Origin of the sequence: Thermococcus sp. EP1, assembly GCF_001317345.1 — an archaeon.
In the GTDB taxonomy this organism is placed as follows: domain Archaea; phylum Methanobacteriota_B; class Thermococci; order Thermococcales; family Thermococcaceae; genus Thermococcus_A.
The window spans coordinates 20,555-34,471 of record NZ_JXCG01000007.1 but is presented as its reverse complement, the minus strand read 5'-3'; the positions used below and the strand labels follow the sequence as shown (position 1 = coordinate 34,471).

Below are 13,917 nucleotides of genomic sequence, written 5' to 3'. Positions count from 1 at the left end.
GAAAACAAAACAATGGTAAAAAACAGAGAAAATCTAATGTGACTACACTAGACTTTCAAGAACCTCGCATTTATTGCCACTATAACTGTGCTTAAGCTCATTAACAAAGCACCAACTGCTGGACTTAATAGTATTCCATAGCTGTAAAGTGTCCCCGCTGCCAAAGGAATTGCAAACGTATTATATCCTGTAGCCCATGCTAAGTTCTGCACCATCTTTCCATAGGTTGCCCTTGCAAGATGTATCGCTGTTATAACGTCTCTTGGATCGTTTTTAACTAAAATTATATCTGCACTTTCTATTGCCACGTCGGTTCCAGCTCCAATGGCAATCCCTACATCAGCTTGAATTAAAGCTGGAGCATCGTTTATTCCGTCTCCGACCATTGCAACAATTAAACCCTCTTTCTGGAGTTCTTGTACTTTTTCAGATTTCTGATGAGGCAAGACCTCAGCGAAGAATCCATCTAAGCCAAGCTCTTCTGCCACCCATTTCGCAACTTTGGCGTTGTCACCTGTAAGCATGTATGCCTTAATTCCCATCTCGTGGAGCCTCTTCACAGCTTCTCGGGATTCTGGTCTTATTCTGTCGGCTAGAGCCAAAGCACCTACGAGCCTACCATCAATAAGCAAGAATACCACTGTCTTGCCCTGCTCGAGAACTTTGTTAACACGTTCATCATCTTTCCAAAGGCCTTTCTCCTTTAGAAAGCCTGGGCTCACGACGAACACTTCTTTACCATTAATAATCCCCTGAACGCCCTTACCTGGAAGAACTTTGGATTCTTCTATATCATAGAACTCAATACCAAGCTCTTTAGCTTTTTCTACTATTCCCTGGGCTATTGGGTGAGAGGAATGACTTTCTAAAGTAGCAGCATATTTTATTAACTCTTCCTCCTCAAATTCATCAAGTGAAATAACGTCAGTTACCTCAAATTTTCCCTCGGTGAGTGTTCCTGTCTTGTCAAATACAACCACTTGAACATCCTTTGCTCTTTCAAAGGCCTCTCTGTTCCTAATAAGAATTCCCTTCTTCGCTGAAATTGATGTGGAGACCGAAACCACTAAAGGAACTGCCAGTCCAAGCGCATGCGGGCAGGTTATAACCATGACGGTGACCATTCTTTCAAGGGCAAAAACAAATGGCATTCCTAAGTAAAGCCAACTACCAAGAGTTATGCTTCCTGCAGTTATCGCTATAAGAGTAAGCCAAAAAGCTGCTCTATTTGCTAAGTCTTGAGTCCGTGATCTCGTCTCTTGGGCCTGTCTTACAAGTTCAACCACCTGCATTAGATATGTATCCTTTCCAGTTTTTTCTATCCTAACTTTTATAGCCCCTTCAAGATTTATTGAACCACCTATTACACCATCTCCTACCTTCTTATAAACTGGCTTTGACTCACCTGTGAGCATTGCCTCGTTTACACTTGTTTCCCCCTCTATTATAATACCATCTGAAGGTATTTTTTCACCAGGCTTGACAAGAACAATGTCTCCCTTCTTCAATTCACTAACTGGGATATCTTTAACTCCTTCAGGAGTTATTAAGTGAGCTTCAGTTGGCATCAACTTTATTAGTTCCTCTAATGCTCTCGATGCACCAAGAACAGAACGCATCTCTATGTAATGGCCCAGAAGCATGATGTCAATAAGTGTTGCAAGCTCCCAATAGAAAGTCTTTCCAGGAAGCCCAAATGTTACGGCAACACTATAGGAGAATGCCACTGTAATTGCTAGGGCTATGAGCGTCATCATTCCAGGTAATTTTTTCTTGAGCTCGTCTATCATGCCGTTAAGGAATGGCCAGCCTCCGTAGAAGTACACTATTGCCGAAAGTGTAAAGAGGACATAATGGTCTCCCTTAAATGTGAATGTAAATCCTAAAAACTTCTGAATTAACGGGGAGAGAAGTAATATGGGAATTGTGAGTATTGCAGAAACTATAAACCTCTTCTTGAAATCTTCCATCATCATTTTGTGATGTTCTGCATGTGAATGTTTGTGCTCTCCATGTTCATGCATCTCGTGCTCTTCGTGAGCGTGCATTTCATGTCCTCCATGTTCTACTTCTTCATGCGTGCTCTCATGTTCCATGTGCATATGATCTTTTTCATGTCTCTCATGGTTCATTTCTATATGATTTTCCATATTTCCGTGTTTCTCATCCATTTTTTTCTCCTTCATATTGACCACCATATATTTCATAGCTATAATTTAGATCCTTAATAACACTTTTAATTAATAACAGTAAAAAATTAAACTTTGTCAACAACATTCTTCAAAATTCTTTCAACTTGCTCTGATACTTTTAGCAACTCTTCATTTCCTGTGATTTTCATAGCTTTAGTCGGCAACATTGCACTCACATATGTTTTCTTGTCTTTGACATACACCAGTATGTTACATGGGAGAAATGCACCGCTGTTGACGTCAATACTTATGAGTTGACTTGAGTAGTTCGGATTGCAGACCCCTAGGATGATATACGGCTCTATTTCAAGGCTTATTTTTTCTTTAAACAACTTATCCACACGTATCTCACTGAGCACACCGAAACTTTCTTTTTTAAGTTCCTCTTTAACCCTCTCTACAGCGTCCTCAAAATGTAACTCCACTTCTTTCACATAAGTGTACTCACTTTCCAAGTCTTCCACCACAGACATTCCATGAACATGCTTTATTTTCTTTTCATGAGCTTTGCATTCACCTTTCATTTTTGTATCACCTTTTTTATTTTCAATATTCTTATCAATTCGAAAGGTTAATAGGATTATCATTATCAGAAACAAAATTTTCATTAAGCAAATTTTACAAAATGAAAAGTCAAATTCGCAAGGCCTTATAAATAGCTTTCAGAAAGATGAAAATCCCCACACTGGAGGTTGTGAGGGCAACAAGAACGTTCACCTCAAGCCAAACCTCCCTAAAAAATGCATACACTATTACTGCCGAGAGGGGCATGAAAAGGAGCATGACATATCTGCGAGGATTTACCCTAAAGAACCGAAAAAGAATACTCTCTCTTCCACTGAGCTTTTTGAGAGCATAGAACGAGACCCCAAGAAGTGGCAAAAGCACAAGAGGCGAAAATGGGATTGCCACAACTGTGGATAGAGCAAAAAACGCCAGAACCCCACTAAAAATCCATGTTTCTGCTTTGGTCGGCTCAAAAGTTCTAGGGCGAACCAAGCTAAAGACTATATACGATGCCATCAGAGCAATACCCGTCGAGAATGCATAAACTGCAAATTCAGCTGTGGTTATGGCATAACCATCCTCAAACTTCCAGTAGATTGCCCATACTCCCCAAAAAGCCCCAAGAAGTGCAAAAAAAGCTGCTGCTTTTTTGAACTTCCATTCACTTAAAGCATTCCCAACAAAGTAGAGACCAATAAGGACAGATATCAGCGCATGCCACGCTAGAGGAGTCCATACGAGCTGGAAAGGAAAGGCCTCATAGGCCGTCTGAACGACAACTCCTTCGACGAGCCAACCAAATACTGCCCCGAGGAGAAAGATCGAATAAATGTCATCCACACAAAAACGTTCAAAAAAGAGGAGCACGAAGAATGCCAGAACAGAATAAATAAACCACGTCATCAAAAGGCCCGAAATAGTATCCTCCGGCCTCCAACGCGCCCAGAACATCATTTCAGAGTAGAACATCAGAATGAAACCTAGTGAAAAAACTGCAAGGATTCTCTTGGAAATTCCCTCATGATTACCCCCTTAAACATTGGACGATTCACTAATTAAACTTTTACATTTTTTAAGCCTCTCCCTTCAGGAGGAAGAGAATGCCGGCTTCCAGAAACTTCCTCATAAGTGTGCTTCAGGAACACATCAGTTATATCCTCACAAGCCTCTTGCCCATAAGGTTGAGCTTAAACTTTCTGGTAACTTCGGGCGGTATTGTCCTACCATCGGGACTCACAAAGTAAAGGGCATCAAAGGGACACTGGACGATACACGCACCACACTGGACACATCTCTCCGCTTGGGGCATCATGGCGACTCGCTCGATTTCATAGCAGTTCCCTGGGCACACCTGCACACAGATTCCACAACCCGTGCATTTTTCTTCATCCAGGACCACCCTCAAAAGACGTTCCTCATGCAGGCCGCTCTTATAGATCGGGGTGCTACCCATTAAATCTATGCTTACGAGCAGAATTATGATGAACGACACAAAACCCCAGCGGAGAAGGAATTCAAAACTTAGATGTCCTGTGAAAAAGCCATACACAATGAGGAGGAAAATAAAGACTCCCTCCAGAATTAGAGGAACTCTACCAAAATCAAAGATAACAGTGTATCTACTCACGCCAATGCCATTCTTTCTTAGATTTAAAAACTTGGAATATAGAGGGAACGAGATAAAAATCATGAGGGGCAGCAACCAGGTGAGAGCAAATAGTGGTAGCACAGCACTGCGCCATAAGAGAAATGTCAAAAAAGTCACTATTATTGAAAAAGGAAAAGCCCACATAACCGCCATTTCAATGCGGTGCAACAGAGGGAACTTAACCTCTCGCATTTCTGGAGGTTTTTTGTAGCCATTCTTAATAAACCCGGGGATGTCTTTTGCATAGACGGGCCCCCATATTATATTCCACCCGGTTTTTTCCTTTACCTTTCTTGCCTCAACGCCTGCCGCGGCAAGCTGAGGAAGTACAACATTTCTGTGCTTTACAAGTTTTTCAATTCCGCTCGTTTTTAAAGCTGATATGACTTCGTGATGAGTAAGATACCCTCCCGCAGCAGAACACCACACATTAATACCTTTGCTGTTGGCCACTAGAAGGTAGCAGTCTATAGCACTCTTTTCAAGAACCCTTTTTACCCGCTCAACCGTTACACAGTAGTTGGCAGTCAGAAAGACAGGTGAATCTTCATCAGGATTTCCTATTTTAATCAAGCCTGTCCTGCAGGGCATTGGAAACCCCCTTAGAAGGGTCCCCACGATGTTTACAATAATATATCTAAGCATATCCTCATCTCCCGGGATTTCTTGCAACTATCTCTACGAAATCTCCCATCCAACTCCACCTGATTGATTCAATTATAAATCCTTCTTCCTCCACCCTTCTGGGAAGATCCTTTATCGTCCTTGTCGTGGTCTGGGTAAGAAGATAGGTAACCACCACAAGGGGCAATCTGACCAACAGATTAATAATCCTCTTCAGAGGATTCTGGGGCACAGTTTCATCGGCAATCAGCAAAAGTCCCCCGGGCTTCAGTATTCTCTTTATCTCCTTCAGGGCATAGCTTAGCTCATCCTCACTCAGTTCAGAGAAGCACAGCCCTGCCATCACTACATCATAGCTCCCCGTCGATTCAGTATTAAGCTCCGCAACCCCCATCTCGCACAGCTCAACCCTGTGCGTAAGTTTCACCTTCTCCACCTTTTTCTGTGCAATTTCAAGCATTTGAGGGTTGATGTCGATAGCTTTAACCTCCGCACCCTTCATAGCGGCCCGTATCGTGAGTGCTCCCGTCCCGCACCCTACATCAAGCACCCTCTGGCCTGGTTTTATAAAAGCGGTCAACCGGTCGTATGCTTCATCGAGCTTTCCGAGTGTAAGAATCTGAATGCCCCTATCATACCTGCTTGGGGCGGATTCAAGAAGTTTCATTAAGATGTATGCACCCATTCACATCTCCTAATGATAATTTACTCTGCACTGCTTTTAAACCTCTCCCATACTCAGCGAACTTTCCTTGGGAATCCAAAATATCTTGGAGTGCTCTTTTTGTATTTCGAGTACTCCTCTCCAAATACACGCTCCAGATAGGGCTCCTCAAGCTTAACATTATACAAGTGAATTCCAATGATGAGTGCTATCGTAAGCAAAAGCGCAAGGAGAGAACGCCCCGCAATTGAGATTCCCAAAAGCGCTAGAAACCATCCGACATACTGCGGATTTCTACTGTATCTGTAGATCCCTGATGTTATTAGCCTTGATGAGTCCATACCAGACATTCTCTTAAATGAGCGGAACTCCAGCATGCCGAGGAGCATTATTGCGACTCCAAGAACTGCCATAGTTATCCCACCCACCAAAGCAACTGTTTTGTTAATCGGCATCAGCCAGAATTCCTTTAATGACGCCCAAAGAACCAAGAAAAAGTGGATTGTATCACCCGCCCATATAGCAACTGCAACATTTGTAGCTAGAGTATTTCCTTTCTCATAAGCCTTCTTTATCCCAAACCATGAATACAAGGATAGAAAAATAAATAAAATAATACCGAGCACATAGAGCATCTATATCACCTCAAAATCCTCATCGCGTTGAAGACTGCTATCAGCGCAACGCCGACGTCTGCAAAGACTGCCTCCCACATGGTTGCTTCCCCAAGGATTCCAAGGCTTATAAAAGCCAGCTTAACCCCGAGGGCAAAGACTATGTTCTGCCACACTATTCTCTGTGTCTTCCTGGCTATCCTGATACCGTTTGGCAGCTTTGCTGGCTTGTCGTCCATTATAACTACGTCCGCCGTCTCTATCGCTGCATCACTCCCGAGTGCTCCCATCGCAACTCCCACATCGGCCCTCGCAAGCACCGGGGCGTCGTTAATACCATCACCAACAAAGACTATCTTGTCGTTCGGTGCCTTTTCTTTCTCAAGCTCCTCAATGATCTTTACCTTATCCTCCGGCAAGAGCTCGGCGTAGAAGCTGTCAAGGCCAAGTTGCTTCGCTATTTCTGCCGCAACCTCCCGGTTATCTCCGGTAACCATGACGACCCTTTTAACTCCGAGTCTCTTGAGATCTCTCACTGCAATAGGTGCGTCCTCCTTTATCTCGTCGGAGATTATGATGTAACCGGCATACTTGCCATTTATCACGACGTGAGCGACCGTTCCTTTAACGCGACATGTGTCATGTTCAATGTTAAAGCGATGCAACAGCCTGTCATTGCCTACCATCACCTCGACACCGTCTATTCTAGCTTTAACTCCGTGTCCAGCTATATTCTCATGCTCCTTTATCTGGGCTTCGTTGATTTCTTTTCCATAGGCTTCCTTTATCGCCTTGGCTATCGGGTGGTTCGAATGGGCCTCTGCCAAAGCAGCGAACTTTATTATTTCTTCCTTGCTGAAGCCGTTTCTCGTTTCTATCTTTGTAACTTTAAAGACGCCCTTTGTTAACGTTCCGGTTTTGTCAAAGGCAACAATCGTGACCCTGCTTAGAGCATCAAGGAAGTTTGATCCCTTAACTAGTATTCCCTCTCTCGCTGCCCTTCCAATACCTCCAAAGTAGCCGAGGGGTATTGAAAGTACAAGGGCACATGGACATGAAATCACCAAGAGAACTAAAGCCCTGTAAAGCCATTTAGAGAAGGGTTCCCCAAAAGCTAATGGGGGGATTATAGCAACGAGTGCAGCTAATCCCACAACTGCTGGAGTATAATAATGGGCAAAACGCGTGATAAACTTCTCTGTTTTAGCCTTTCTTGCACTTGCATTCTCAACAAGCTCCAAAATTCTTGAAATAGTTGACTCTCTAAGCTCTTTTGTAACTTTGACTGTCAAAAGAGCGCTTAAGTTGACCATTCCTGAGAGGATCTCATCTCCTTCTTTTACTGTCCTTGGTACGCTTTCGCCGGTTAATGCAGAAGTATCTACATTTGAAGCACCCTCCATGATGATTCCATCAACTGGAACCCTTTCACCGGGCTTGATAACAATTATATCTCCAACTTTAAGTTCCTCCGGCTTGACTCTAATTAGTTTATCACCAATTTTCAAGTTTGCATATTCAGCTTTTAAAGCTAACAAAGCTTTAATTGAACGTCTTGACCTGTTAATGGCTAAATCTTGGAAAAACTCGCCGACGATGTAGAACAGCATAACTCCCACAGCTTCAGGGTATTCTCGAATTGCAAATGCTCCTAATGTGGCTATAGCTATGAGAAAGTTCTCATCAAAAACATTCCCATGCACAGAGTTAAGAAAAGCGTTTCTTAGCACTTTCCAGCCTACTAAAAAGTAACTCATAACGAATATTCCAAGCACAACGGCATTGTCATAATTATAATAGTATCTAAGGAGCATTCCAAGTGTGAAGAGCATGAGCGAAGGTATTATGAAATAGAGCATCTTTCTTGGATTTTCGTCATGATCATGGTGATGGCCGTGATCATGGCCGTGATGATGCTCTTCTTTCTCGATTATCTTAACCCCCGGCTCGACCTTTTTCACTATTTCTTTAGCTTTCTCGATATCTCCCTCAATAACCAGCTCACTAGTCGTGAAGTTCACTACCGCAAACTCAAAACCTTCCTTTTTCAACGCTTCCTCAATTTCATAAGCACAGCTAGCACACTCGAGGCCTTCAAGTTTAAGTTTTTTTGGCATCTTCACTCCTCCATGTGCTTTAATGCAACATTCAGTATCTCTTTAACATGTTCATCATCTAGACGATAGAAGACGTTCTTCCCATCTTTCCTATAAGCAACAATTTTCCTGTCCTTTAGAATTCTAAGCTGATGTGATATTGCGGATACAGAGAGACCTGTAATGTTTGAAAGATCACATGTGCATAATTCCTCCTCCAAAAGTGCGAAAAGTATTTTTAACCTAGTTGGATTGCCTAAGGCATCAAAAAAGTCCGCAACATCCAAGAGTAACTCCTCCTCTGGTAGCTTCTTTTTAGCTTCCAATATTTTGTCTAGGTGTTCTTCATACACCTTACATATCTCTGTCATTTCTATCACCTCTACATTTGAACAATTGTGCAAATATTTATAAACCTTATCATTAACCTCTCCACGTGGAAACAATAGAGTTGAGTTATGAAGGATAACCCTACAAGTCTAATTCAAAATCCAGAAGAAAAGAATAATTCCATTTACTCAAAGGAACCCAACGGAACTCAATGAAACCTTTAAATTCCACCGTTTCCCTAAAATATAAAAGAGTCTAATCAAAATACGGGTGATACAATGAAGGTATCAAAGAAAGTAATTAGTCTTCCAATATTCGCTCTGTTGTTGCTCGGGAGTATAGGACTAGCAAGTAATGTTACTTTATCAAACGAGACAACGTCATTTAATGGGGAAACAGAGATAATTGGAAACATCACTATGAACATGACTCTGAACGTGAGCATGCAAGAGAAAGCATATGGATTGCTACTCATCATTGAGAGACTCTCAAACTACACCAGTATTATGATCAATGTCACAGTTAATATAGACAATGAAATACTCTTGAAGTTCAACGAGACAGAAGGCCTCAAAGAAAACGCGTGGGAGGCATATAACAGCACAGATTACCAACTTGCAATAGAGCTAGCAATGGAAGCTATGGAGGGCTACAAAGAAATTATCGAAGAATTAATACCTGAAGAGGAAAAGGAGACAATTAAGAATGAAACAGAAAAACATGAAAAACTCCTAGTTGAAGCTCAAGAAGAGCTTAGACGGGCTCAAGAATATCTCTCCTATGTTGAAGAAATCTTAACCGAAGCCTCAGAGCTCGGAATAGACGTCTCAGCTCTCTTTGGACTATACAACCAAACAGTGAAAGCATATGAGAAAGTAGCAATTGACATAGCCAATGAAAACCTAACAGTGTTAAAACAGGATCTTGAGATTGCCGAAGATCTCAAAGAGCAATTAAGTGAAGCGATTGAAGAAGAATTAATTCCTCAAATGCTTTCAATAAAAGCTGACGAAATAGCCTTAATGTTTGTGTTTAAATTAAATGTGCAACTAAACAAGACCATTGAGCTTATGAACGTAATTGAAAACTTGACCCTTATTTCCAATGTTACGTATCCACCTGGATATGAAGAGGAGATCAAAGAAATCTTAGAGGATTACAACGAAGAGCTTAGAGAGATCACGAGAGAAGTAAATGTCCTTATTGAAGAAGGTGAGTATGAACAGGCATTAGAGCTAATAAGTGAACTTAATAAGGAGCTAAAGGATATCATAAAAGAGATCAGAGAAGTCCAAGAGGAATTTTATGAAGAATACCTAGAAGAATACTGTGAGGAGTACAAAGAACATCATGAAGGAGAAGATCACGAAGACGCATATTATAAGCGATACTGTGAACATGAGGAATGGAAGCCCAAAGAAGAGCACAAAGAAAAGCAAGAATATGCCGAGGAACATGAATGGGAAGAAGAGAGAAGTGAACACCACGAAGGAAACTACACAGAAAAATGGGATGAAGATGAAAGAGAATATGAAGACAAAAGTGAAGATTATGAAAATAATTATACTGAGGAATGGGAAAACGAAAGTGAGAGAGATAATCCCACAAAGAATGACGACTCTGACGAAGAAGAGGACTAATAGTGTTTGGAGGGATTTCGAGTGAGCAGAAAACTTGAGATCAGCATACTTCTATTATTCCTCTTTTTACCTTCTGCCCTAGCTCAGTATACAACAGAAACCTTAGAACTTACCATATATGAGGATGGTTACACTAAAGTTACTCAAATAATAATCCCTGATGAATATACAGTAGTTGTAGATATCCCCTTAATGGGAAAAAACATCAAAGGTTTAATGATTAGAGATGAAAACAATAAGCCTCTCCTATACAAGTTAAATAACTCTCTCTTATCCGTATATTTTGAAAACGTCTCCACCATAATGGTGGTTTATTATACTCCTGATTTAACATCTAAAGAGAGAGCTGTGTGGAGTGTTAATTTAACCTCTGATGTTCCAGTAACAGTAAACTTCCCAGAAAATGCGGTAATAATAGGATTAAATACAGTTCCACTTAAAATCGATAAAAATAAACTCATGATGCCCCCAGGAAACATCAGCATCTCCTATATAATCGAAAGTGACTTCCCATTAACTGCTTCAGATTCAGGAGGACCAAGTACCTCCCCCACCACCCCACCCCAACAGGGCACGCGATGGTTCTTCTATACAATACCCATCCTGACAATATTGATTGTTGGGGGATATTTGCTATTCAGGAGACAACCTTCTGAGAGCACTAAGAAAGGTGTGAATCTCCCATTAACCAGAGAAGAATTCCAAAAAAAGATCGAGGAGATGGATCTCTCAAGAGATGAGATACGGGTTCTCCTGTACCTTTATGATAGGGGTGGCAAAGCTCCCCAAGCAGAAATCAAAGATGTCTTGAGAATTCCAAAAACCACTGCCTGGCGGATGTTTAAACGGCTAGAAGAGAAGAAACTAATCAAAATATACAAGAGGAAAAGAGAGAATTGGGTTGAGCTCCTCTTTTAATTTCTTTTCTGAGTTCTTTTTATTCCGCAGGCCTTCCAAGGGGGAAGATATACAATGGATCTCCTTCAACATCAATTACCTTCTTGACTTCCTCATCTCGAAAAGCTCCAACTGCAACAGTTCCAAGGCCTAAAGCCGTTGCTTGGAGGTAAATATTTTGCCCCATATGTCCCGCATCTATATGCACATATCTTATTCCCCTCTCACCATACCTAGTCGTGGTTCTTTCATAATGAGCAACTATTACAATGTTCACTGGAGCGGTAGCAACACACTTCTGCCTGAGACATGCACGAGCAAGCTTTTCTCTTAAATCCTCCTTTCGAACAAGCTTTAGAACATGCTCCTTTCCATCATAATGGTACAGCCCCGGCTCAAGACCCTCAACACTGCTCACAACGGTGTATACTTCAAAGGGATACCTTGCACCTGCACTTGGGGATGTTCTCTTTCCCCAGATATTCATACCATAAGCCGCCCAGAGAACTTGGGAGAGCTCGCCAAGGGTTAATGGTTCTGAGGCATATCTTCTAATGCTCTTTCTCTTGTATATTGCCTCTTCAAGACTCACTTCCCCTTTAATTTTTGGTTCTGGTAGTTTGACCTCCATACCATCACCCACAAATTAATGAGCGTTTTTTCACATAAGACTTTGGGTTTACTCCAAAGAAAGCAAATACACTCCAGCAAACATTAAAACGCCAAAAAATGCTTTAATTATTGTAAAACTTTCTCCAAGGACTAAAAAAGCAAAGAAAGCGCCGATTAGTGAAGAAGTTGAAAAAATTGCTCCCGTTTTCATGGCCCCAATTTCCCTTAAGGCGAATAGAAATAGTACGATAGAAAAGCCTATGCTAAATGCACCAACAGTTAAAATATATGGAAGACTTTGAAATGGAATGTAGAACGGAATTCCCATTAGAAAAGCCAAGATTAGCAGAGCACTCCCTCCAAACAGCCCTTTTAGTGAAGTTACCAAAAGTAGATCCTTCTTAACGCTTAGTAGCTTGCTCAAATTATTGTCTATCGCCCATGAGAGACCTGCCAATAGTATTAAAATATTTCCGACAATACCCTTGCTCAGCTCTACTTCCTTAAAGTTCTCTGTCGAGATCACAACAGCCCCAATTAAGATTAGGAAAATTCCAATAATGCTTCTTCTTGAGGCTTTTTCTTTGAAGACTATAACCGCTATTAAAACAGTGAATAACGTCTCGGTGTTGAGTAAGAGGGATGCATTAACGGCTGTTGTCTTATTCAAGCCGAACATGAATGAAAGAGGGGCCAAGAAGGAGCCAAAAAGCACTATAAAAGTCAATAGCAGAAGGTCTCGCCTTGAGAAGAACTCTTGAGTTTTAACCTTAAATTCAAGCCTTTCGATGATTTTATCCTTAAGCGGTGTAAAGCGAAGAAGCATTAAAACTATTCCTGCCGTTAAATAGATACTTCCCGCTATTATCATTGGATGAACATTTCTAAGTGCGATTTTATTTAGTGTCGAGCTTATTCCAAAGAGCAAGGCGGCTAAAACTGCACTCACATAACCGTAGTGATGGGTCATGGAGATAAGTTAAATTTAGGAATTTATAAGGATAGTTCACACAAAAAGAAGAAAAATAACACAAAGTTACACTTTTCCAAGATTATTCACAAAGCTAAAACATGCCATCTTTAAGATTTTGCATTTCTCTAAAATTTTTGCTAAAATGTTTATCATAATAAATAATTAAAGTAAAGTGATCAATGGCAACACCCATGCCTTTTGTGGCCGTGCTTGTGCTCGTGAGAGTGCATTCCATGCTCGTGCTTCATTCCCTCTTCCTTAACGTATTTTTCAGGATTTGATTCAAATTGAGCTTTGCAGTGTGGAGAGCAGAAGTAGTAGACTTTTCCATTATACTCCATCTTAAGTTCCGTTTCTTCGCTAACTTCCATTCCACAGACTGGATCAATAGGCATTTCAAGCCACCTCCGCTTCATAGCCAAACTTTGCAATAGCACTAATTAAATCCTCAACTGTAAGCTTTGACTCGTCGTACTCAACAACAGCTTTCTTCTCTTTCAAGCTGACTTCTGTCTTTGCCCCAATTTTCTCTAAAGCTCTTTTAATTGTCATTACACAGTGCTGACAGCTCATATTTTTGATATTCAAAACTACTTTCGCCATATCACATCACCAAGGTAACATATAATTGAAAGTTTATTGAACTTATTATTCTCAAAATGGAAAAAAGCTAAGGGGGTAAGTTAGAAAAGAGGAAAATTGATGTACTCTAATGCTAGAAGCAAGTTAAAAGGTTAAAAAGACTATAGAGAGTCAATTATTGCCTTCACTCTCTCCTCCATGGGCCTCATTAGTTTTGTAATCTCATCACCAGCGATTTTCCACGCTACACTCGGTAGAGTAACCCCCAAATAGTTACCATCTTCCCTCCTATATCCAAAGCCTGTACATGGTAAGAGGGCTCCTATGTTGGGGTCTATCTTTACCAGCTCTGCAACAAGCTCCTTATCACATATGAAAAGTAAGTGATAATCCGCCACGATTCCGTCTTCTCTTTCTACAATTGCCACCGGGATCCTCTCTCCAATGAGTAGAAAACCCTCCTCCTCCAATCTTTTCTTAAAGCGTTCCCATAGGAAGTCAAGATCCTCCTCAAATTTCTTTACATAATAGAACACTT

15 protein-coding genes are annotated in these 13,917 nt (G+C 41.1%); 2 read left to right on the top strand and 13 right to left on the bottom strand.

Annotated elements, in window-relative coordinates; all coding sequences use genetic code 11:
• Positions 1-47 precede the first annotated feature (47 nt).
• The 8 genes from EP1X_RS06805 to EP1X_RS06770 all read right to left on the bottom strand — a co-directional run bounded on the left by EP1X_RS06805 (position 48) and on the right by EP1X_RS06770 (position 8,716).
• Complete coding sequence (locus EP1X_RS06805; RefSeq protein ID WP_055283147.1) at positions 48-2,096, bottom strand: heavy metal translocating P-type ATPase; 2,049 nt, start codon at positions 2,094-2,096, stop codon at positions 48-50.
• Between the two features lie 161 nt (positions 2,097-2,257).
• A complete protein-coding gene (locus EP1X_RS06800) occupies positions 2,258-2,716 on the bottom strand; it encodes a DUF302 domain-containing protein (RefSeq protein ID WP_253276552.1) in 459 nt (152 codons plus the stop codon).
• A gap of 109 nt (positions 2,717-2,825) precedes the next feature.
• Positions 2,826-3,668 (bottom strand): hypothetical protein, encoded by an 843-nt coding sequence (locus tag EP1X_RS06795; RefSeq protein WP_055282970.1) that lies wholly within the window; start codon positions 3,666-3,668, stop codon positions 2,826-2,828.
• A gap of 181 nt (positions 3,669-3,849) precedes the next feature.
• A complete protein-coding gene (locus tag EP1X_RS06790; RefSeq protein WP_055282969.1) occupies positions 3,850-4,992 on the bottom strand; it encodes an HgcAB-like fusion protein in 1,143 nt (380 codons plus the stop codon).
• Between the two features lie 4 nt (positions 4,993-4,996).
• Positions 4,997-5,656, bottom strand: a complete 660-nt coding sequence (gene cpaM, locus EP1X_RS06785) for a corrinoid protein-associated methyltransferase CpaM (protein ID WP_253276550.1) — start codon at positions 5,654-5,656, stop codon at positions 4,997-4,999.
• A 53-nt stretch (positions 5,657-5,709) separates the two neighbouring features.
• The gene (locus EP1X_RS06780; RefSeq protein ID WP_055282967.1) at positions 5,710-6,270 is read right to left on the bottom strand and encodes an isoprenylcysteine carboxylmethyltransferase family protein; all 561 of its coding nucleotides are present in this window, start codon (positions 6,268-6,270) and stop codon (positions 5,710-5,712) included.
• A gap of 5 nt (positions 6,271-6,275) precedes the next feature.
• Positions 6,276-8,366: a heavy metal translocating P-type ATPase gene (locus tag EP1X_RS06775; protein ID WP_055282966.1), complete on the bottom strand. Its 2,091-nt coding sequence runs from the start codon at positions 8,364-8,366 to the stop codon at positions 6,276-6,278.
• 2 nt (positions 8,367-8,368) lie between these two features.
• Positions 8,369-8,716: a helix-turn-helix transcriptional regulator gene (locus EP1X_RS06770; protein WP_055282965.1), complete on the bottom strand. Its 348-nt coding sequence runs from the start codon at positions 8,714-8,716 to the stop codon at positions 8,369-8,371.
• Between the two features lie 237 nt (positions 8,717-8,953).
• On the opposite strand from EP1X_RS06770, the gene EP1X_RS06765 reads away from it, so the two are divergent.
• Together EP1X_RS06765 and EP1X_RS06760 are read left to right on the top strand one after the other, a co-directional pair.
• Positions 8,954-10,315, top strand: a complete 1,362-nt coding sequence (locus EP1X_RS06765; protein WP_055282963.1) for a hypothetical protein — start codon at positions 8,954-8,956, stop codon at positions 10,313-10,315.
• A gap of 21 nt (positions 10,316-10,336) precedes the next feature.
• The gene (locus EP1X_RS06760) at positions 10,337-11,233 is read left to right on the top strand and encodes a MarR family transcriptional regulator (RefSeq protein WP_055282961.1); all 897 of its coding nucleotides are present in this window, start codon (positions 10,337-10,339) and stop codon (positions 11,231-11,233) included.
• A gap of 19 nt (positions 11,234-11,252) precedes the next feature.
• Here EP1X_RS06760 and EP1X_RS06755 read toward each other — a convergent pair whose 3' ends face one another.
• The 5 genes from EP1X_RS06755 to EP1X_RS06735 form a co-directional block, all read right to left on the bottom strand.
• Positions 11,253-11,843: a SagB/ThcOx family dehydrogenase gene (locus EP1X_RS06755; protein ID WP_055282959.1), complete on the bottom strand. Its 591-nt coding sequence runs from the start codon at positions 11,841-11,843 to the stop codon at positions 11,253-11,255.
• A gap of 48 nt (positions 11,844-11,891) precedes the next feature.
• Positions 11,892-12,794: a DMT family transporter gene (locus EP1X_RS06750; protein ID WP_055282957.1), complete on the bottom strand. Its 903-nt coding sequence runs from the start codon at positions 12,792-12,794 to the stop codon at positions 11,892-11,894.
• A gap of 179 nt (positions 12,795-12,973) precedes the next feature.
• Complete coding sequence (locus EP1X_RS06745; RefSeq protein WP_055282956.1) at positions 12,974-13,192, bottom strand: YHS domain-containing protein; 219 nt, start codon at positions 13,190-13,192, stop codon at positions 12,974-12,976.
• 1 nt (position 13,193) lies between these two features.
• The gene (locus EP1X_RS06740) at positions 13,194-13,400 is read right to left on the bottom strand and encodes a heavy-metal-associated domain-containing protein (protein ID WP_055282953.1); all 207 of its coding nucleotides are present in this window, start codon (positions 13,398-13,400) and stop codon (positions 13,194-13,196) included.
• Positions 13,401-13,540: 140 nt separating this feature from the next.
• Complete coding sequence (locus EP1X_RS06735) at positions 13,541-13,915, bottom strand: DUF302 domain-containing protein (protein ID WP_055282951.1); 375 nt, start codon at positions 13,913-13,915, stop codon at positions 13,541-13,543.
• Positions 13,916-13,917: the final 2 nt, after the last annotated feature.

Bases quoted from the DNA above. Each gene is read 5' to 3' on its own strand.
- EP1X_RS06800 (WP_253276552.1), bottom strand. From the start codon at position 2,716: ATGAAAGGTGAATGCAAAGCTCATGAAAAGAAAATAAAGCATGTTCAT.
- EP1X_RS06745 (WP_055282956.1), bottom strand. From the start codon at position 13,192: ATGCCTATTGATCCAGTCTGTGGAATGGAAGTTAGCGAAGAAACGGAA.
- EP1X_RS06790 (WP_055282969.1), bottom strand. From the start codon at position 4,992: ATGCTTAGATATATTATTGTAAACATCGTGGGGACCCTTCTAAGGGGG.
- EP1X_RS06795 (WP_055282970.1), bottom strand. From the start codon at position 3,668: ATGTTCTACTCTGAAATGATGTTCTGGGCGCGTTGGAGGCCGGAGGAT.
- EP1X_RS06765 (WP_055282963.1), top strand. From the start codon at position 8,954: ATGAAGGTATCAAAGAAAGTAATTAGTCTTCCAATATTCGCTCTGTTG.
- EP1X_RS06805 (WP_055283147.1), bottom strand. From the start codon at position 2,096: ATGGAACATGAGAGCACGCATGAAGAAGTAGAACATGGAGGACATGAA.
- EP1X_RS06755 (WP_055282959.1), bottom strand. From the start codon at position 11,843: ATGGAGGTCAAACTACCAGAACCAAAAATTAAAGGGGAAGTGAGTCTT.
- EP1X_RS06780 (WP_055282967.1), bottom strand. From the start codon at position 6,270: ATGCTCTATGTGCTCGGTATTATTTTATTTATTTTTCTATCCTTGTAT.
- EP1X_RS06750 (WP_055282957.1), bottom strand. From the start codon at position 12,794: ATGACCCATCACTACGGTTATGTGAGTGCAGTTTTAGCCGCCTTGCTC.
- EP1X_RS06740 (WP_055282953.1), bottom strand. From the start codon at position 13,400: ATGGCGAAAGTAGTTTTGAATATCAAAAATATGAGCTGTCAGCACTGT.
- EP1X_RS06770 (WP_055282965.1), bottom strand. From the start codon at position 8,716: ATGACAGAGATATGTAAGGTGTATGAAGAACACCTAGACAAAATATTG.
- EP1X_RS06775 (WP_055282966.1), bottom strand. From the start codon at position 8,366: ATGCCAAAAAAACTTAAACTTGAAGGCCTCGAGTGTGCTAGCTGTGCT.
- cpaM (WP_253276550.1), bottom strand. From the start codon at position 5,656: ATGGGTGCATACATCTTAATGAAACTTCTTGAATCCGCCCCAAGCAGG.